This window comes from Rhizobium sp. PL01, assembly GCF_033447125.1.
GTDB lineage: Bacteria > Pseudomonadota > Alphaproteobacteria > Rhizobiales > Rhizobiaceae > Pararhizobium.
Window position 1 is genome coordinate 71,794 of sequence record NZ_JAWQUM010000018.1, and the last position, 19,462, is coordinate 91,255.

The 19,462-nt window shown below is 59.7% G+C and carries 15 protein-coding genes; 10 read left to right on the forward strand and 5 right to left on the reverse strand.

All coding sequences use genetic code 11. The features are described 5' to 3' along the window. The first annotated feature begins 31 nt into the window (after positions 1-31). A complete protein-coding gene (locus R6X40_RS29985) occupies positions 32-817 on the forward strand; it encodes a coniferyl-alcohol dehydrogenase (protein WP_318418735.1) in 786 nt (261 codons plus the stop codon). Between the two features lie 23 nt (positions 818-840). Beyond that, positions 841-2,286 carry an aldehyde dehydrogenase gene (locus tag R6X40_RS29990; protein ID WP_318418682.1) on the forward strand — a complete coding sequence of 482 codons (1,446 nt, stop codon included), beginning with the start codon at positions 841-843 and terminating at the stop codon, positions 2,284-2,286. Positions 2,287-2,516: 230 nt separating this feature from the next. Here R6X40_RS29990 and R6X40_RS29995 read toward each other — a convergent pair whose 3' ends face one another. From R6X40_RS29995 to R6X40_RS30010, 4 genes are all read right to left on the reverse strand, one after another. Next, the gene (locus R6X40_RS29995) at positions 2,517-3,449 is read right to left on the reverse strand and encodes a TIM barrel protein (protein ID WP_318418684.1); all 933 of its coding nucleotides are present in this window, start codon (positions 3,447-3,449) and stop codon (positions 2,517-2,519) included. 56 nt (positions 3,450-3,505) lie between these two features. Next, on the reverse strand, positions 3,506-5,029 hold the full coding sequence (locus tag R6X40_RS30000; protein ID WP_318418686.1) for a glycerol-3-phosphate dehydrogenase: 1,524 nt from the start codon (positions 5,027-5,029) through the stop codon (positions 3,506-3,508). 74 nt (positions 5,030-5,103) lie between these two features. Then, the gene (locus R6X40_RS30005; protein WP_318418687.1) at positions 5,104-6,675 is read right to left on the reverse strand and encodes an FGGY-family carbohydrate kinase; all 1,572 of its coding nucleotides are present in this window, start codon (positions 6,673-6,675) and stop codon (positions 5,104-5,106) included. 27 nt (positions 6,676-6,702) lie between these two features. After that, positions 6,703-7,665, reverse strand: a complete 963-nt coding sequence (locus tag R6X40_RS30010) for a sugar-binding transcriptional regulator (RefSeq protein WP_318418688.1) — start codon at positions 7,663-7,665, stop codon at positions 6,703-6,705. Between the two features lie 714 nt (positions 7,666-8,379). On the opposite strand from R6X40_RS30010, the gene R6X40_RS30015 reads away from it, so the two are divergent. From R6X40_RS30015 to R6X40_RS30050, 8 genes are all read left to right on the forward strand, one after another. Continuing rightward, the gene (locus tag R6X40_RS30015) at positions 8,380-9,036 is read left to right on the forward strand and encodes a DUF2291 domain-containing protein (RefSeq protein WP_318418689.1); all 657 of its coding nucleotides are present in this window, start codon (positions 8,380-8,382) and stop codon (positions 9,034-9,036) included. Next, a complete protein-coding gene (locus tag R6X40_RS30020; RefSeq protein WP_318418690.1) occupies positions 9,033-10,574 on the forward strand; it encodes a sugar ABC transporter ATP-binding protein in 1,542 nt (513 codons plus the stop codon). Before R6X40_RS30015 ends, R6X40_RS30020 begins: the two co-directional genes overlap by 4 nt. 26 nt (positions 10,575-10,600) lie before the next feature. Continuing rightward, entirely contained in the window at positions 10,601-11,731 is a 1,131-nt protein-coding gene (locus tag R6X40_RS30025; RefSeq protein ID WP_318418691.1) for an ABC transporter permease, read from the forward strand. A 35-nt stretch (positions 11,732-11,766) separates the two neighbouring features. After that, complete coding sequence (locus R6X40_RS30030) at positions 11,767-12,726, forward strand: D-ribose ABC transporter substrate-binding protein (protein WP_412178493.1); 960 nt, start codon at positions 11,767-11,769, stop codon at positions 12,724-12,726. A 349-nt stretch (positions 12,727-13,075) separates the two neighbouring features. After that, on the forward strand, positions 13,076-14,611 hold the full coding sequence (locus tag R6X40_RS30035) for an FGGY-family carbohydrate kinase (protein WP_318418693.1): 1,536 nt from the start codon (positions 13,076-13,078) through the stop codon (positions 14,609-14,611). Continuing rightward, positions 14,608-15,384, forward strand: a complete 777-nt coding sequence (locus tag R6X40_RS30040) for a DeoR/GlpR family DNA-binding transcription regulator (RefSeq protein WP_318418695.1) — start codon at positions 14,608-14,610, stop codon at positions 15,382-15,384. The genes R6X40_RS30035 and R6X40_RS30040 overlap by 4 nt, the downstream gene beginning before the upstream one ends. Beyond that, positions 15,381-17,090: a glycerol-3-phosphate dehydrogenase/oxidase gene (locus tag R6X40_RS30045; protein WP_318418697.1), complete on the forward strand. Its 1,710-nt coding sequence runs from the start codon at positions 15,381-15,383 to the stop codon at positions 17,088-17,090. Before R6X40_RS30040 ends, R6X40_RS30045 begins: the two co-directional genes overlap by 4 nt. A gap of 155 nt (positions 17,091-17,245) precedes the next feature. Then, entirely contained in the window at positions 17,246-18,196 is a 951-nt protein-coding gene (locus R6X40_RS30050; protein WP_318418699.1) for a DUF535 family protein, read from the forward strand. 138 nt (positions 18,197-18,334) lie between these two features. Here the strand turns inward: R6X40_RS30050 and R6X40_RS30055 are convergent, their stop codons facing one another. After that, complete coding sequence (locus R6X40_RS30055) at positions 18,335-19,453, reverse strand: ATP-binding protein (protein ID WP_318418700.1); 1,119 nt, start codon at positions 19,451-19,453, stop codon at positions 18,335-18,337. Positions 19,454-19,462 lie beyond the last annotated feature (9 nt).

Here is a 19,462-nt window from a genome sequence, read left to right on the forward strand (position 1 = left end):
CTATCCGGAGAATCTTATGAAAGGTGAAGACATGCTCTTTGGAAAAACTATCCTGGTGACGGGCGTTGCCTCCGGCATTGGCGCGCGCACGGCAGAACTGGCCGGGCAGATGGGCGCCGATGTCATTGGTATCGACGTTCGCGAGCCCGCCGGCAGCACCGCGAATTTCATCAAGGGCGACCTTTCGACCGCCACCGGAGTGGCCGATATCGTCGCACAACTGCCCAAGCGCCTTGATGCGCTCGCCAACGTCGCCGGGCTTTCCGGCAATACCGGCGTGATCTCGACGCTGTCGGTAAATTTCTATGGCTTGCGCGCCTTCTCCGAAGCAGTCGCCCCGCGTCTCCGCGAAGGCGGCGCCATCGTCAATGTCGCCTCGATCGCCGGTTACGGCTGGCGCGCCAATCTGCAACGGGCAAAGATCCTGACCGGCATTCAGGATTTTCCGGATGTGGCAGGCATCGTTGCCGAACATGGCCTGAAGGACGAGGAAGGTTATCCGCTGTCCAAGGAGTTGTTGCTGCTCTGGACCATGCGCGCCGCTCACCAACCGCTGTTTAAGGATCGCGGCATCCGCGTCAACGCCGTCAGCCCCGGCCCGGTTGAAACGCCGATCCTCAAGCAATTCCGCGCCGTGCTCGGCGATGCCCGCGTCGATAGCGACATCACTCGTGTCGGCCGTGCAGGCACATCCGCAGATATTGCACCTGCCGTTCTCTTCCTCGCCTCGGACGGTGCGCGCTGGATCAACGGCGCAAATCTTCCAACCGACGGCGGCCTCGAAGCTTCGATCAACGCCGAAGTTCTCGGCTTCTAATGTCCTTCCCCCAGGAGACAATCATGAACATTTCCCTCCTCATCAATGGCACGGATCGCGCGGCAAGCAGTGGCCGGACCTATGACCGGATCGACCCTTTCACAGAAAAGCTCGCCAGCCGCGCCGCTGCCGCCGGTCCCGACGATGTCGCGGCCGCAATCGAAGCCGCTTCGAATGCCTTTCCAGCCTGGTCGAAGACCGGCCCCGGCCAGCGCCGTGCTCTCCTGATGAAGGCGGCTGATATCATGGACGCCAAGGCCGGAGAGTTCACCCGGCTGATGATCGAGGAGACCGGCGCGACTGCACCCTGGGCCGGTTTCAACGTCATGCTCGCCGCCAATATCCTGCGCGAGGCGGCCTCGATGACCACGCAGATTTCCGGTGAGATCATTCCCTCCGACAAGCCGGGCACGCTCGCCATGGGGGTCCGCCAGGCGGCAGGTGTTTGCCTTGCCATTGCGCCCTGGAATGCCCCCGTCATTCTTGCCACCCGTGCCGTCGCCATGCCGATCGCCTGCGGCAACACGGTTATCCTCAAGGCATCTGAGCAATGCCCGGGAACCCACCGGTTGATCGCCACGGCACTGACGGAAGCCGGCCTTCCCGCCGGCGTCATCAACGTCATCACCAATGCGCCGGAAGATGCAGCCGAGATTGTCGCCTCTCTGATTGCCCATCCTGCTATCCGCCGCGTTAACTTCACCGGCTCCACCAAGGTTGGCAAGATTATCGCAAAACTTTGCGGCGAACACCTGAAGCCCGCCTTGCTCGAACTCGGCGGTAAGGCGCCACTGGTTATTCTCGATGACGCCGACATCGACGGCGCCGTCAATGCCGCCATCTTCGGCGCCTTCATGCACCAGGGACAAATCTGCATGTCGACGGAACGCGTCATCGTTCATCAGGCAATCGCCGACGCGTTCGTCGCCAAGCTCGCCGCCCGCGCCGCGCAGCTTCCGGCCGGAGATCCACGCGGCCATGTCGTGCTCGGCTCGCTTATCAGCCTTGAGGTAGCAAGGAAAATGGAAGAGTTGATTGCCGATGCAACGGCCAAGGGCGCCAAGCTTGTGGCCGGCGGTAAACGCACCGGCACCGTGGTCGAGGCAACGCTGCTCGATCACGTTACATCCGATATGCGGGTCTATTCGGAAGAATCCTTCGGCCCAGTCAAGCCGATCATCCGCGTCGCCGATGAGGAAGAAGCGATCCGTGTCGCCAATGACACGGAATACGGCTTGTCGTCGGCCGTGTTCAGTCGCGATATCCAGCGTGCCATGGCCGTTGCCGCCCGTATCGAATCCGGGATCTGCCACATCAACGGCCCGACGCTGAACGACGAAGCGCAAATGCCGTTCGGTGGCGTCAAGGGCAGCGGTTACGGCCGTTTCGGCGGCAAGGCTGCCATCGCCGAATTCACCGACCTGCGCTGGATCACCATCGAGGATTCTGCTCAGCACTATCCCTTCTAACCAGGGACGGTGGCAGCGAACTTTCTATCCGGGGGCAAATCTGGAGTGCCAATGCCGCAGGCAGTCATCGCCCGAAAAGCCTCGTATCTTGCGAAGCGCAGAGTACTCTGAAGCCCCAGAAATTGTTGTCATTACAACCGTTTTGGGGGCTTCCTTAATGTCTTCTGTGAGTTTTCACGGACGTTCTGCCGCTTTAAATCTTTGTTTTGCACATTTTCGCGCGCCGTGCGCTAGATCTTGAGATCGGCCGCCCCCGAATCGATGTAAGGCGCCCAGAAGGCGATGCTTTCGGCGATGGCGGGGATGACATTGCGGTCGTCCGGCTCGCGTTCCTTGAACGAAAGCTCGAGGCAGATTTCGTTGTCCAGTGCACCACCTTGCTGGAACGCCTCCAGCAACGGTTGAGGCTGGATCCGCCCCGTGGCATTGTGCTCGGCGGTAAAGGGACGGTGTCCGCCTTTGTCCATCTTGCTCTGCTTGATATGAATGATCGGCGAAACCTTCGGCACCGCCCTCGCCCACGCATACGGGTCGGTGTCGTCCGGGTTCGGCGAGGTGACATCGCCGTGATCGATATCGGCCATCATCCACATCGGAATCGCCATGTCGGCTGCCGTCAGCCTGTCCTGCAGCGCCATGGATTCGGCAATGGTATGGCCGAACTCGCGTCCCACTGACATCGGCTCCCAGAACACATAATCCAGCCCGGCCGACTTGCCATGTTCGGCCACTTCGGCCCAGCAATCGATGGCGATCTGGGTCAAATCCTCGCGGCGTTGCGGATCATCGAAATCCGCAAAGGTGAAGATCGCGAATTGGGTGCCGATGGATTTGGCTCCCAGGTCCGCAGAGATATCGGCAAAGGTCTTGAACCAGTCGACATAATAGCGGCGCACGTCGCGATCGGGATGGCCGAAATGATTGAGCCGGCCATAGGGGCCTGTCATGCCGGACGTGACGCGCACGCCGGTTCGATCAAGCGCGGCCCGGAAGCTGCGTGTAACGCGGCGGATCACCGGCGCGGGCCATGACGGGTTGATGAATTCGTGTGTCAGCTGTAGGTCGCGGATCTTCAGGTCCCGCGCAACGGTCTCAATGAGGTCGTCGGCGGCAGCAAAACGGTTGACCAGAGGATTGGTATTCAGCGAGAGGGTCAGGGACATGATGGCTTCTCAGGTTCGGATTGCAGACGATAACGAAGTCTCAGGCGGAACGCGTTTTAGCCGGAGGCCCGGACGCCATGGGCGCCGTCCGCTTCAAACCAGACGGCAAAGGATGCCTTTTCGCTGTCGCTCAGGTGCAAGCCCTGCTTCGTCCGGCGTTGAAGGATGTCTTCAGCCGTCATCGCCCATTCATGCGCCATCAAATACCGCACTTCGGCCTCGTACAGATGAGCACCGAAATGCCGGCCAAGGCCATCCAGTGCGGTCGCATCGCCGATGATCTTGTCAATTCGTGATCCATAAAGACGGCCGTAATGAAGAATGAGCGTGCGGGGCATCCAGGGATAGGCGCGGCGCACGTTCTCGGTGAACTGAATGAAATCGGCGTTGGGGATTTCGCCCCCTGGTAAAATCGATTGCCGCGTCCAGTTTCCACCCATGGTCGGGAAGAATTTGGCGATTTTCTCGATCGCATGTTCGGACAGCTTGCGGAAGGTGGTGATCTTGCCGCCGAACACGCTGAGGAGCGGCGCCCCATCGGTCTCATCGAGATCGAACGTATAATCGCGCGTCACGGCTGATGGATTACCCTGGCCATCATCGAACAGTGGCCGGACGCCCGAGAATGTCTCAAGCACGTCCGAGCGCCGCAACGTCTCCTTGAAGTAGCGGTTGACGGCTGTCAGCAGGTATTCGACCTCGGATTCATCTGCCGTCACCTCTTCAGGCGCCCCATCATACGGAATGTCGGTGGTGCCGATCAGGGCTTTGTCGCCTTCATACGGGTTGATGAAGATGACCCGCTTGTCGTGGTTCTGAACCAGATAGGCATGCTGCCCTTCCCAGAATTTTGGCACGATGATGTGGCTGCCCTTCACGAGGCGCACGTTGCGGCGGCTGTTTGAGCCGGCAACGCGGCCGACGATATCGTTGACCCAAGGGCCGCCGGCATTGACGACGACGCGGGCGCGAACCGTGCGCACTTCACCGCTTTTCTCGTCACGCATCTGGATGGTCCAGCCACCGTTTTCGCGCCGTGCGCTGGTACAGGCCGTGCGCGTCAGGATTTCTGCACCCTTTTCAGCTGCGCCGACGGCATTAAGGACGACAAGACGCGCGTCATCCACCCAGCAATCGGAATATTCGAAACCCTTGACGTATTTGTCCATGATCGGCGCGCCCTCGGGATCGCGGCTGAGATCGAGCGAGCGTGTGCCCGGCAGCTTCTTGCGGCCACCGAGGTGATCATAGAGGAACAGACCAAGACGGACGAGCCAAGCGGGGCGGTCATCAGGACTGTGCGGCAGGACGAAGCGCATCGGCCAGATGATGTGGCTGGCGGAATTCAGCAGAACTTCGCGCTCGATGAGCGCTTCCCGCACGAGACGGAACTCGTAATATTCGAGATAGCGCAGGCCACCATGAACAAGTTTGCCCGATCGGGACGATGTTCCCTGCGCGAGGTCGTCTTTTTCGCACAGGATAACCGATAGGCCCCGGCCCGCTGCATCGCGCGCGATGCCCGCGCCGTTGATGCCGCCCCCGATAATGAACAGGTCGATCATCCGGGTATCATTCATGTCACTCTCCTTTGGCAAAGCCAATCGTGATGGATGCGCAGTACCGGCTTCGTTCCGGCAGCGCTGCAATGTCGTCAGTTCGTCGCATGCCCTGTGGGACTAGCCATCATGTCCCACACCGGCTCAAGCGCGCGGCGGGCATTCTGGTAGGGCGAAAACATCCGGGAATAGGTTTCGACCAATGCGCTATCGGGCGCCTCGGCAGGGCTGAGCAGCGGCGTCACCCATTCGGCGATGCAAGCGTTCATGTCCTCGTAAACACCGATGGAGACGGCGGCGATCATGGCAGCGCCTGCCGCGCCCGCCTCCTCGCGCGACGAGACCCGGGTCGGCGAGCCGACCGCGGCAGCGATAACTGAGCGCAATGCTGGTGAACGTGCCGCTCCACCCGTCATTCGCAATTCGACGGGCATCTCGCCCATCGCCGCATAACAATCGCGCGTGCCCAATCCCAGCCCCTCGATCACCGCCCGAAGCAGATCCGGAAACCGGTGCCCGCTGCTTAGACCAATAAACCCGGCGCGAGCATCAGGATTGACGAATGGTCCGCGCTCTCCCGCTTCTGAAATATAGGGATGATAGAGGATGGCGCCGGGGCGGCTTGCCGCAAGCCAGCCTTCGATCCGCCCGACCAGCTCGGTATGGGTGACCTGGTGGCCCATCTCGCCCATCAGATCGCTGGCCATCCGAAGTGCCCAGTCGATATTGAGCGTCGCTGCCATGTTCGATTGTGCAGGTGCAACGATGCCCGGTATCGGCAGGACAACCATATAGCCCGTTCCTTCGGCATTCAGGCGGATATCATCGACCGCCATCGCGCGCATGTGCATGCCCGTGGAGCCGATCGTCGAGCAGGCAGATGCCCTGCCCTCTGTGAAGATGCCGGCACCCAGCGCGGTGCAGGCGAAATCAACATAACCGAGGCTCACCGGCGTGCCTTCCAGTAGGCCCGTCTGCGCCGCTGCAGCCAGAGACAGCGGATGGCTGACCTGCGTTCCATCGACAATCTCTGGCAACAGCCGGCGCCGTGCAGTCAGCCCCAGTATGGCGATGACGTTGTCGTCATATTGGCGCGTGCGAAAATCGCCGAAGGTGAAGCTCGCCTCGGACGGGTCGGTGGCTCGAACACCAGTCAGATTGAGGTAAAGCCAGTCCTTGCAGTGAAGGGCAATGTCCGCCTGTTCAAGTAAACCGGGACTTTCGGAGGCGATATGTGCGAGTTGAGCGCTCTGCTGGCAGGTGGAAAGTCCCGTCCCTGTCGCTTCGAAGCGGGCGCGATCGTCTGGCGAGGCACAGAGTTTACGCACGGTCGGCGCAGCCCGCGCATCGAGCCAGAGCCACGCGTCTGCTGCCGGCGCATCATCCTTGCCCACGAGCCAGGTGCCGTCACCCTGCCCGGTGACGCCGAGTGCGGCCGTGCGCTGCGCAAGACCTTCGACCTTGGTTGCGAGATCGCGGATCGTGCGGGCGCAATCGGCCCACGTCTTTTCCAGCGACTGCGTTGCTGCACCGTCCTCACCCGTCACATAGGTGTTAGGTATGGAAGCCGCGGCAATCTGGCGACCGGTTAGATCGAAGGCGACCGCCTTGATCACCGAGGTTCCGGCATCGATGCCGATCAGGATGTCTTTCCCGGAATGGGCCATCACAAGACCTCCAACTTGTTTGCGGCTTCAGAGCGCATCGTTGACCAGCGCAGACGCCGTCTGTTCGTCGATAATTAGTCCGCTGAGACAGCCGCTCTTCAAGGCCGATCGGATTGCCGGGATCTTTCCAGGCCCACCGGCGATCGCGACAATACGGCGTGCCTTCATGCTTTCGAGGCTTGGCGACAGCGTCCGTTCACCCAATGTGGTTTCGACCGGTTTTCCGTCGGCATCAAAGAAATGGCCAAGCATCTCACCGACGCCGCCTTGATCGCGTACGTCCTGCATTTCCGGCACTTCGATCATCTGCGAGACCACGAGCTGGGAATCGAGCTCCGCCGTACCAATCCCAATCAACATCAGATCGGCGCGGGCTGCCAGGTCGAAGACGTGGCGCACGCCACGCTGGGAAAGAAGTACCTCCCGGTCCTCGACCGAGTTGGCAAAGAACGGCACTGGCATGACATAGGAGACGGCGCCGGTTTTTTCGGCCAAGCGATGCATCACGTCATGGGGGTTTGCCGCATAGTTTCGCGTCAGTCCGCCTAGAAGGGAAACAAACCGCACATCTCCGGCATCCATATTCGGCATGGCAGCGATAGCAGCGGCCAGGGTGCGGCCGTTGCCGATGCCGATCACCTGCCCCTGCAGGTTTTTGATTTCGCGCTGCAGGAATTCGGCGCCGGCAACGCCAAGTGCGCGCATCAGGAGGTTCTTGTCATAGAGGTCCGGCAAGACTTCGCAATAATCCAGCCCGAACAGGTCGGCGATCTCGGTTTCGATCGCCACGCATTCCGTCACGTCGCCATGGATGGAGAACTTCACCACGCCATTCTGGTTTGCCCACATGATCAGCCGGTGTGCTTTGACATTCGGTATGCCGAGCCGAGCGGCAACCTCGGCCTGCGTCAGGCCTCCCACGTAATGGAGCCATGCCGCCCGGACAGCCAGACTGTCATCCCGGTCGCGAGTTGTAACCGTTCGCACCATCTTTCCTCCCGCGCGGGTCGTTGCAAAATGTAATTAATTTCACCTATTGCATTTTTTTACACAATGCGTAATCTAAGTCAACAAGATCACACGCAAACCCTTGATTATCACACACGGAATTTTTGGAGGCGGGGCTGAAAAGAAAGGGTTTTCGAGGCTGCCAACTTCAGCCCGCGTACTTGGGCCCCGCCCATTGAAAATACGAGAATCCTGCGGGTGCAGCATCTTTCCGGGTGGAGTGCAGGAGTGAAGGCTTTCGTCTCGCCAGCGTGCTCTGGCTGGTCACAACAGAAACGTATCATATTTTCCCTTTATCTTAACGCCGTTAGAGTTGACATGGGCGAAAACGTATCACATGAATGAGGTAGGTTATAACGCCTGCGTAACATGAGTGTTGGGTCGCCAACAAAAGCACGGCAATGCGCCGCACGGGTGGGAGGAAATTGCCGCGTGCAGGAAACGGCGGAGGAGCAAACAATGCAGACGATGACTGTTCGACCAGGCGCAACCCGGTATCTCCCGGGCTCCGGCGCAGCTTGCATTGGCGCTCTGGAGCATCTCCAGCAAACGGTAGCGCTCACAACGCAGCGAGAGGATCACCGCCCTCCGACGAGGCACCTCACAGACACGATCCCCTCCGGTTCTTTTGCCAATGCGCACCGCAACTAGCGACCACTCGCTATTGATCCACCACCAAAAACAGGTCGACCCGATATGAGTTCACAGTCATTCACCGCAAAGAAGGGACGCAAGCAGTCCAACATGGGCCGGATAGTGGCCTCGGCTGCCGTGCTGATTGTCCTTGCCGCAATGGCGCTCGACACCAAAGTCGTCAAAATTGGTTCAAGCGATGATGTGAAGGCCAATGTGTTTTCCGCGGCCGATTATGGGGCGACGGAGTTTCCGAAGGTGAAAGCCGGTGTGGAAGAGCGCGCCGTCGATGCTGCGACACTGGCAGCCGCTATCGCCGAAGACCGGCCTGCCGCCGAGAAGACATATGGTGTTTCTGCAGGCGCCGGCCCCGTCATGTCCGTTAAGCTGACGGGCGTTTTCGGCGAAGCGAAATCGGGCATTTACGACGTCAAGGTTGAAGGCATCCCTGATACGGTACGCGTCCGCGTCCAAACCGGGCCGGCAATCAACGGTACGGAATTGCGCGACGCCACGGGTACTATCGCGTTTGGCCAGTTTAGAAACCAGATCGAATATCAGGACGCGGGCTCAGCCCTGAACAACCAGTTGAAGAAGGATGTTCTTGCCCAGATCGACACCAGCCAGCTGACCGGCAAGACGGTGTCGCTGATTGGTGCGTTCAAACTGATCAATCCGAAGAACTGGCTGATCACTCCGGTAAGGCTGGACGTGCAATGAAGCCTTTGCCCGCAACACCTCCCGCGTCCGACGACGCCGTCATGTCTGCGCGAAACATTGCCAAGTCCTATGGCAACGTCCACGCCCTGAAGGGCGTCAACTTCGATATCCATCGCGGCAAGGTCACCACTCTGTTCGGAGAGAACGGTGCCGGCAAATCGACCCTGATGAAGATCCTGTCCGGTGTGGTGACGCCAACGTCAGGCGACATCGTGCTCGATGGCGAAGTCGTTCATTTTTCGTCCGCCTCCGATGCCCGCGATTGCGGCATTTCGATCATTCACCAGGAACTCAGCCTGGCGCCCAATCTCAGCGTCCGCGACAACATTTTCATGGGCCGGGAATTGCGCACCGCAACAGGCGTTGATTTTGCCGAGGAGGCACGCCAGGCAAGAGCGCTGATGGCCGATCTCGAGGAAGACATCGACCCGATGACCCTTGTCGAGGATCTGCGACTGGGACAGCAGCAGATCGTCGAGATCGCCCGCGCCCTGTCGGTCGATTCCCGTATTTTGATCATGGACGAGCCGACGTCGGCACTGAGCGCGACGGAAGTCGAGGTGCTGTTCAAGGTGATCCGGGACTTGACCAGCCGTGGGGTTTCGATCGTCTACATATCCCATCATCTGGAAGAAGCGCTGCAGATCACCGATTACGCCGTCGTGCTGCGCGATGGCGCCATGACGGCCAATGCCGAAGCAAAAGACATCGACCTGGAGTGGATCGTCCGCAACATGGTCGGTGAGAACTTCGATCTCGGCTCTCCACCAACGGGCTACGCATTCGGCGAAACCGCCTTGTCGATCGAGAATGTCAGCGTCACCGATGCCGCCGGGTCCGGCTATTCGGTCGTCGATCGCCTGTCGCTCGAGGTCAAGGCAGGTGAGATCGTCTGCATCTATGGACTGATGGGGGCTGGCCGCACCGAACTGCTGGAGGCCGTCGCTGGTCGCATGCCGCTGAGTGGCGGCCGGGTGATTGTCGAAGGCGAAGACATCACGCGCCTCAGCATCGCGCAGCGCATAGACCGGGGGCTGGTGCTGGTCCCTGAGGATCGCCAGCGGGACGGTCTTGTCCAGACCATGTCGGTTGGCCAGAACCTGTCGCTGGCCAGTATCGCAAGTTTTACCAAGCGCATGCTGATGTCGCGCTCCGGCGAACAGGCGGTTGTCAACGAGGCGATCGGCAAGGTTCACATCAAGACCGATGGTGGACGCGCGCCGATTGGCTCGCTGTCAGGTGGCAACCAGCAGAAAGTTGTCATCGGCAAGATGCTGGCGACCAATCCGCGTGTCATCCTTCTCGACGAGCCGAGCCGCGGCATCGATATCGGCGCAAAAGCCGAGGTGTTCCGCCTGCTCAGCGAGCGGGCAGCCAAGGGCCTCGCCGTCATTTTCTCCACGTCCGAAGTCGCCGAATGCTTGAGCATTGCCCACCGGATCGTGGTGATGCGGCGCGGCAAGATTTCAGCGCAGTTTGGCGCAGATGTTTCAAAAGAAGAGATCATGGCCGCCTCCGGCGAAGCCGTGCATGTCTGATTACCGAGTTTAATGGAGCCCTGACTATGGCCAGTTCAGACACTACCCCACCTCGTTCAGGTCTTTTCCGCGATGGCTTTGACCTGGGCAGGCTGCTGCTTGAAGGGCGGGCATTTTTCGCGCTGATCCTGATCATCGCTGTCTTCTCGTTCCTGTCGCCCTATTATTTCTCGGTCAGCAATTTCCTGATCATGTCGTCACATGTGGCGATCTACGGGATCCTTGCTATCGGCATGCTGCTCGTCATCCTGAACGGCGGCATCGACCTGTCTGTTGGCTCTACGCTCGGGCTTGCAGGCGTCGTTGCCGGGTTCCTGATGCAGGGTGTGACACTCAATGCACTGGGCGTCGTGCTCTACCCGCCGATCTGGGTCGTCGTGCTGCTTGTCTGCGCACTCGGCGCTTTCGTCGGCCTGGTCAACGGCATCCTGATCGCGCGCTTCAAGGTGCCAGCCTTCGTTGCGACGCTGGGCGTGATGTATGTGGCGCGCGGCTTTGCGCTGTTGATGACCAATGGCCTGACCTACAATAATCTGGGCGGCAAGGCTGAACTGGGCAATACCGGGTTCGACTGGCTTGGCTTCAACCGCCTCGCGGGCATTCCGATCGGCGTCGTCGTTCTGGTCGTTCTGGCACTTATTGGAAGCCTCGTGCTTAACCGCTCGGCCTTCGGACGCTGGCTGTATTCCACCGGCGGCAACGAGCGTGCTGCAGAACTCAGCGGCGTCCCGGTTAAGAAGGTTCAGGTAGCGGTCTATATGCTGTCCGGGATCTGCGCTGCCATCGCCGGCCTCATCCTGTCTTCCCAGCTGACCTCCGCTGGCCCGACGGCTGGCACGTCCTACGAACTGACGGCCATTGCTGCCGTGGTCATCGGCGGTGCGGCTCTGACGGGCGGCCGCGGTAATATTCGCGGCACCCTGCTCGGCGCCTTCGTTATCGGCTTCCTGTCCGATGGTTTGGTGATCATCGGCATTTCCTCTTACTGGCAGACAGTTTTCACCGGCGCAGTCATCGTGCTCGCGGTGCTGCTCAACGCCGTTCAGTATCGCCGCCGTGTCAAGAAGACGACCGGGACCGACGGCCCATCCGCTTCTCTGCAACCGAATGGCAAAGGCCAGACCGCCAATGCCGCCCACGGGAAGATCGCCAGCTGACTGGCATACGACCAACCACAAAGGGAGAGAGTACAATGTTGAAACTCACAAAGAGAATGCTGCTGGCAAGCTTCATTCTGGCTGCACCGGTCATGGCGCTGTCGACAACGGCGGCATCGGCCGAAGGCCTGATTTCGATCATCGTCAACGACCCGTCGAACCCCTACTGGTTCACGGAAGGCGAAGTGGCGGCGGCGAAAGCCAAGGAACTCGGCTACACCGCGACGGTCGGCGCTTCCAAGGGTGACACGAACACCGAAAGCAACCTGATCGACACTGCGATCACCAACAAGTCGGTTGCGATCATTCTCGATCCGGCCAATGCTGACGGATCGATCGGCGCGGTGAAGAAGGCCATTGCCGCCAACATTCCGGTTTTCCTCGTCAATGCCGAGATCAACCAGGAAGGCCTGGCCAAGGCGCAGCTCGTTTCCAACAACGCGCAAGGGGCAGCCCTCGGTGCCCAGCAGTGGGTACAGAGCATCGGCGAAAAGGGAAAATACGTCGAACTTCTCGGCGTCCCTTCGGACAACAACGCGGCAACACGCTCGAACGGTTACGAGACCGTTCTCAGCCAGTATCCTGATCTGGAAAAGGTCGGCTCGCAGGTCGCGAACTGGGATCGTACCCAGGGACACGACAAGATGCAGAGCCTGCTCCAGGCCAACCCTGATGTCATCGGCCTGATCAGCGGCAATGACGAGATGGCGCTTGGCGCGATTGCCGCGCTGAAGGAAGCCGGCAAGCTTGCCAACATCAAGGTCGGTGGTTTCGACGGCTCCCCGGACGCCGTAGCAGCCATCAAGGCAGGCGAACTGGAATACACCGTGCTTCAGCCGGTCGCAATCTTCTCGGCCGAAGCCGTCAAGCAGGCAGACTCCTTCATCAAGACGGGCAAAACCGGCGCAGCGACTGAAAAGCAGCTGTTCGATTGCCTGCTGATCACCAAGGACAATGTCGACAAGTACACGGCTCCGTTCACGCTCTCCGAGTAGTGATATCTGAGGGCGCCTTCGGGCGCCCTCTCCCTTATTTTCCAATCGATAAGCTGTCGATGCATGCCTCAGGCCTTCCGCACGCAATTCCGTTATGCTGTGCGGGATTATGCCTTCGGCCCCCTTCCAGCCAAAGCCCTGCTCAGATACGGTTTCTGTCGCCTCCCGAGCGGCATCGCGCTTTCGGATAGGCGCTTGCGGTCATATGGACCGCCACCAAAAAGCCCTCCAAGAACATAACAAGACTTGACGTTAATTTCACACTGAAATACGATATCAAATCACAAAATGATATCGTCTTCAGCATGGATAACGGTATCCGGATGCCAGATCAGCAACGAGGAAAACCATGGCGAGCCTGCTGGGGATCGACAACGGACTGACTGTAACGAAGGCTGTCATCTTTGATATCGATGGCACGCAGCTTTCGGTCGCGCGGCGGCGCGTGCCGCAATCCATACCACAAGCGCGTTTCGTCGAGCGCGACATGACGGGACTTTGGAGTGCCACGGCCGAGGCGATCCGCGAGGCGATTGCCCTGAGCGGCAGGCTCGCGTCAGACATCAAGGCGGTGGCTGCGACAGCCCACGGCGACGGCCTTTACCTGCTCGATGAAGACAAGCTGCCCCTTGGTCCGGGCATTCTTTCGCTCGACAGCCGAGCTGGTGCACTCATTGATGCGTGGTCCGGCAACGCGGTGTTCAGCGAAGTCCTGGCTTTGACAGGCCAGATCCCACATGTATCCGCGCCCTCGGCACTGCTCGCCTGGATCAAGCAGCACGAACCGGACCGTTACAAAAGCATCCGGCATGTGCTTGGCTGCAAGGATTGGCTGCGCTTCTGCCTGACAGGCACGATCGGAACCGACCGGACCGAGGCGAGCGCATCGTTTACCGATGTCCGTACTCAGGCTTTTTCGCCAGAAGCAATGCGTCTGTTCGGCCTTGAGGACTTGTTTGAGGCTCTGCCGCCCGTGGCGCATTCCGCTGAGGTCGCCGGTTACGTCACATCCGACGCCTCTGCGCTGACAGGGCTTGCGGCGGGCACCCCGGTTGCATTCGGCCTGCATGACGTTACCGCATCCGCGCTCGGCATCGGTGGCCATGTCGATGATACCATCAGCATCGTTGCAGGCACCTATTCGATCAACCAGGTCATTTCCAGGGATGTGCGTGTCGATCCCCGCTGGTTCTGCCGCAATGCGATCGATGCAGGGCGATGGAACAACATGGCGATCTCGCCAGCGTCAGCCGCGAACTACGACTGGTTCCTCGACACGCTGTGCCGGAAGGACCAGGACGCTGCCATTGAGGGCGGCGCCTCCATCCATGAAACGCTGGCGCATGAGATCGACGCTGCGCTGCAAAGGCCGTCGACCATCCTCTTCCATCCCTATCTGTTCGGATCGCCCCACGGGAATAGTGCCAGCGGCAGCTTTCTCGGGCTGCACGGCTGGCACGATCGCGGCGACATGCTCAAAGCCGTGCTCGAAGGGATCGCGTTCAATCATCGAACGCATATCGACGCGCTGCAGGACGGCTTTACCGTCAGGGAAGCGCGCCTTACCGGCGGCGCATCGCGCAACCCAGCTTTTGCGCAGATGTTTGCCGATATCCTCGACATGCCGGTCATGGTGACATCGACCGACGAGGCGGCGGCATTTGGGGCGGCCTTGTGTGCCGGGGCCGCCGTCGGCCTCTATGCCTCGGTCCAGGACGATCCCCGCGACCTGAGCGCAACCGGCCGCAGATATCATCCCGACCCAGCCCGCAGCGCGGAATTCAACCGACGCTTCTCGCTCTACTGCCGCATTGCGGAAACACTGAAGCCGTTATGGCCGGATATCGAACGACTGGCAGAGAAAAACGAGGGGGACGGCGCGTGATCAAGGCGGACGAACGGCGCGAAGAAATCGCCAACTATGTCATCAAGCTCGGTCAGGTCCGGCTTGACGATCTGGCCGAACATTTCGGTGTGTCGCGCATGACCATCCACCGCCATATCGACCATCTGGCGCAACAAGGGGTCTTGCGCAAACTGCATGGGGCCGTGAGCGCGCAGCCATCCGGTGTTTACGAAAGCGCCTTCCGTTACCGCATGACTGTGGGAACCGCTGAAAAGAATGCTTTGGCGCGCGCTGCTCTTGATTACATCGAAGCCGGTCAGGTCATCATGCTGGACGATTCGACCACGACCTGCGCCATTGCGCCACTATTGCAGGATATCAAACCGCTGACCGTGATCAGCAACAGTCTCTCGACAGCGGCACTGTTGACTGCCGCCGACGATATCGATTTCATCTGCCTTGGCGGCCAGTATCACCGGACATACAATGCGTATATCGGCATCGTTTGCGAAAACGCCGTTTCCAGGCTGCGCGCCAATGTCCTCTTCTGTTCGGTCTCCGCCATCATCGGCACAACCACCTATATCCAGGATCCACAGGTGGTGCGCGTCAAGCAGGCGATGATGGCAGCGTCCAACCAGCGCATCCTGCTGGTTGACCATTTCAAGCTCAACAATGTCGCACTCCATGCCCTGGACGAACTCACCGCATTCGACACCGTTCTAGTGACCGACGGCATCAGCGACGCTCAAGCGCAAAAACTCGAACAGGCGGGCGTACGCCTGCGCGTCGTCAGGACAGCCCCGGTATGAACCAACTGCAAAACGAAACATCTCTGGCCGATCGGCTGACCGCACTCGGCTCAGAGGAGGATTTCGATGTCGTCATTTTCGGTGCCGGCATCAATGGCGCCGGCCTGTTTCGCGATCTCTGCGCGCAGGGGGTGAGATGCCTTGTCGTCGACAAGGGAGATTTCGGCTCCGGGACCAGCGCTGCACCGTCGCGGTTGATCCATGGCGGGCTCAAGTATCTGGAGACAGGTGAATTCGGCCTTGTCGCGCAATCGACGCTGGAACGCAATCTGCTCTTGAAAAACGCCCCTCATTACGTCAGCCCACTGCCGACACTGATCCCGATCTTTTCCTGGTTCAACGGCATAACCGCTGCTCTGCGCACCCTGTTCGGCTCAACCAGCGCTCCGCGCAGCCGTGGCGCCGTGCTGATAAAAATCGGCTTGGCACTCTACGATTTCTATGGGTCGCGCGACCGGGTCATGCCGCGACACCGGCTGGTCGGACGTAGCCGTGCACTGCGGGAAATGCCTGTTTTGACCAAGTCGATCGTCGCTGCCGGGACCTATTACGATGCAAAAATCAGCCATCCCGAACGGCTGGTTCTTGAATTGATCGAAGATGGCCTGACGGCCAGCGCGACCTCGGCGGCGGGCAATTACACCACGATGACATCGGCCTCTGACGGCCTTCTGACTTTCCTCACCCAGAACGGAAGGACGTTTTCGGTACGGCCGAAACTGGTCGTCAACGGCGCTGGCCCTTGGATCGACCACGTCAACACCTCGCTCGGCGCGCCTTCCAAGATGATTGGAGGCACCAAGGGCTCGCACATTCTTCTGAAGAACGACGAACTCGTGCGCAGCCTTGCCGGCCGCATGGTCTATTTCGAAGCCGACGATGGGCGTATCTGTCTGGTGTTCGACTATCTGGGCCGCGCCCTTGTCGGTTCGACCGATACCAAGGCCGACAATCCGGATACGGTTCGCTGCGAACAGGATGAAGTCGATTACTTGCTGGCCAGCGTAAGCGCGCTGATGCCGGGTGTCCGTGTCGAGCGCGAGCAGATCGTCTATGCCTATAGCGGCATCCGGCCCCTGCCCGCCTCCGATGCCTCCATCGCCGGTCTGATCAGCCGCGATCATTCGGCACCGGTGACTGAACCCGATCAAAAACGCCCTTTTGCGATCATCTCGCTGATCGGTGGCAAGTGGACCACGTTTCGCGGCTTCGCAGAGGAAGTGGCCGATACAGTGCTCAAGCGCCTGGGACGCAGTCGATCCGTCAGCACGCGCTCGATGCCGATCGGCGGCGGCAGGAACTTTCCGGCAGACGCAGCCCAACGTTCAAAATGGCTGACCGAAGCGTCCGCCGCATCCGGCTTGGACCCGCAGCGGGTGGACACCCTTCTGACCCGCTACGGAACACGGGCTTTGCAGGTCGCGCTGCATAAAAGTGCTTGGAGCGACGCTGACCACCTGCCCGACTCGCGCGATTACAGCCTGTTGGAGATCGACTACATCGTGCGCCACGAGTTTGTCGAACACCTTGCCGACGTCGTGATGCGCCGCACGACGTTGGCTGTTACCGGCTCCCTCACGATCAAGGATCTGCAGGCAATAGTGCCGGTTGTAGCCCGTGCCTGCGGCTGGAACGCTGAACGCGCAGACAAGGAAATTGAAGAGACTGCCCTGCAACTCAAAGCCAGAAATTTAATGCGCCTCTAGAAACCGCTGACCTTCTCGATGACGGCGCCACAGCCAGACGGCTTTCGGCTGACGAAGGCGATCGCAACCTCAGCGGATGACCATCGTTTCTTCGCACGTTCTTGACAATCCCGCCGCAGATGGTTGGCCGCAACCATACTCGTCGGGCTTAGAACATGATTCAAAACGAATTGATCGCTGCAGCGGCAAAAGGCGAAATCCCCAGCACCCAGCGCCGGGGCACAGCCTCGGAAATCGCCAACGAACCGGAGAAATTCCGATATCTCGTACTCAGAAAAATCCTGACTTTCGTCCTGCGGGCGCGCTGGAAGCGCGCTGCTCTTTTCTGGATTCGCTTTGCCGCCAATCCGCTGCTCACCCTTCGCTGGTGGCGCTTCCTTGCGGATTTTACCACAGCGCGAGGGTTCCCGGCTCCACATGACGAACTGCTACAAAAGCCATTGTCGAAGTTCCTGGTTTACGGAATGCACAGTTCCCGCCGGCTCGCACTTCTTGTTGATCATTTCCGTATTGCGGAAAAAATCCTGTCCAGAGAAAGCCTCATGAAGCTGTGGAAAGGGGAGTGGCTGGACATGGGCGTGATCAATGGCCGAAACGAGGCCTATATGTGTCGCATCGCACTGGCCGACCGGTGTGGCGGGCGTCACGAAGGTGCTTTCGCCATCAGACTTGTCCGCTCGAGCGATATGGCCCTCCTTTGCACCGGCAGGTTCACGTTCCTTCGCAAGGGCTCGCGGGATAGCTACACCTTTGTCGTCGGCAGCATGCAGGGCCCCCGCAACGGCAAACGGCTGACAGTCGATGCGACACGCGATCTCTTCGGCGTTCGCCCGAAAGAGGCGATCCTGATGGTGCTGCAAGGGCTGACGGTCGAAGGCGGCATGCCGCATTTCTATGCCATCTCGCAGGCGAGACAGCCGATCCAGTATCGAAGCAGCAAACGGCGGTCGATGATGCTCTCGGCCATCGATACCTTCTGGGCGGAGCGTTCGGCCGAGCCTGAAGATACCTACGGGTTCACGGTGCCAAAATCTGTGACCCGCGGAACGGACGGCCGCAGCCGCAGTAAAATTTGCTTTCACACGGTCGGCGAATTGTTCCACTGAACGTCGGCCTGATTCCTATTGAGATGGGTTGACGGAATTCACAGCCTGACCGGCTGGCCGTGGCCCGAGCCTACGGTGGGCTTGGCGCAAGAGGCTGCGCAGAGCAGTTCAAATCACGGTCATGCTGGTTCTTGCGGACTATTCCGGGCGCAAGTGGATTGCGACCATCGCGCCGCCGCCTTCCCGGTTCGCGAATTCGAGACTCCCACCATGCGCCAGTGCGATGGCCTGTACTACGGACAGTCCCAAACCTGTGCCACCCGTTGCCCGGGACCGAGAAGGATCACCTCGCCAGAACGGGTTGGTGGCCACAGCATCCAAACCGTGCGGGAATCCAGGCCCCCGGTCGAGAAAGCGGATTACGACGCTTTCATCTGGCAATGTCTCTGTCTCGCATCGCAGCCAATTGCCGTCAGCGGCGTAGCGGCAAGCGTTTTCCAGCAGCGCCAGCACGGCCTGGCGAATGCGGGGCGAGTCCGCAGAGATGAAGGCAGATTGCAGGCCGGTTTCGAGCTCTAGCTTGCTTGCTCCCAACATGGGCTTTGCCGACGTGAGCACTGCTTCAACCACCTGGGATACGTTGATCCATTGCCGCTCCATCACGAGCTTTTGGCCGATGGCCAGTGACAAGGTGCGCAGATCTTCAACAATTCTACCCAAGCCTTCGACCTGAAGCAGGAGATCGGATATGATCTTCCTGTCCATGGGAAAGACACCGTCAAGCATGCCCTGCAACGACCCCTGCAGGATCGTCAGCGGCGTGCGCAATTCGTGTGCGACCGCCATGTTGTTGAAGCGCAATCTTTTTTCCATGCTGTCAAGGCTGGTCGCAAGCGCATTGAAGGTATCGACAAGGCTCGAAACTTCACGAGCGCTGTGGTTTGATGCCGCGACACTCACGGAAAAATCGCCGGATTTCAGGCCTGCAGCAGCGGATGTCAGGTCTGCGAGAGGGCCTGCGATCCGCCGCGCCAGGAATATGCCGATAACGGCACAGACCAGGGCAGAAAGCAGACCGCAGACCAGAATGGACATCTGGACTTTGAAATCTGTCGGTTCTTGCAGCAGATTGAGGTGATCAAGGAGGAGCTTGAGAGAACCCTGATCGGGGAGAACGCCTTTGTCCAGATCGTGATAGGCGGCGAGTGCTCTCGCCGGCAGGCCTTCGGTGATGCCTTGCTCCAAATAGGCGGAATACCACGTGACTCCAAAATACGTCATGCCGACGCTGAGAAGCAGCATGACTGTGATGATCATCGCCGTGAG